At 57.7% G+C, this 281-nt stretch carries 1 protein-coding gene; it reads right to left on the bottom strand.

Annotation, left to right across the window (positions count from 1 at the left end; translation table 11 throughout):
* Positions 1-219, bottom strand: a 219-nt coding sequence (locus EN846_RS36335) for a hypothetical protein (protein WP_245518783.1), incomplete at its 3' end; no start/stop codon positions are given.
* Positions 220-281 lie beyond the last annotated feature (62 nt).

The raw sequence follows: 281 nt of genomic DNA, 5'->3' as shown, positions 1-281 counted from the left end.
GGCAAAAATGGCCTGGACTCGGGTGGCTATAGGCCAATCGAGAACATAGCCGACCTCATCCAGGCGTTTGAATTTCGATTCTCCCTGGAATGCGATGTGGCTGCTTTCGCGGCGCTGAGGCGGACCGACGAGGAGTTGGAGGAAATTCGCATTGCCTCCGCCGTCGTCAGGAAACAGTCGAACGAGGAGACCTTCGGCGATGCCGATTTCGGGTTCCATCTGGCGCTGTCCCGAGCAAGTCGAAACGCTATGTATGAGACCACGCTCAGCATGCTGCGCAC

The organism is Mesorhizobium sp. M4B.F.Ca.ET.203.01.1.1, assembly GCF_004791025.1.
Classification (GTDB): domain Bacteria; phylum Pseudomonadota; class Alphaproteobacteria; order Rhizobiales; family Rhizobiaceae; genus Mesorhizobium; species Mesorhizobium abyssinicae.
This window is presented reverse-complemented; position numbering and strand designations above follow the sequence as displayed.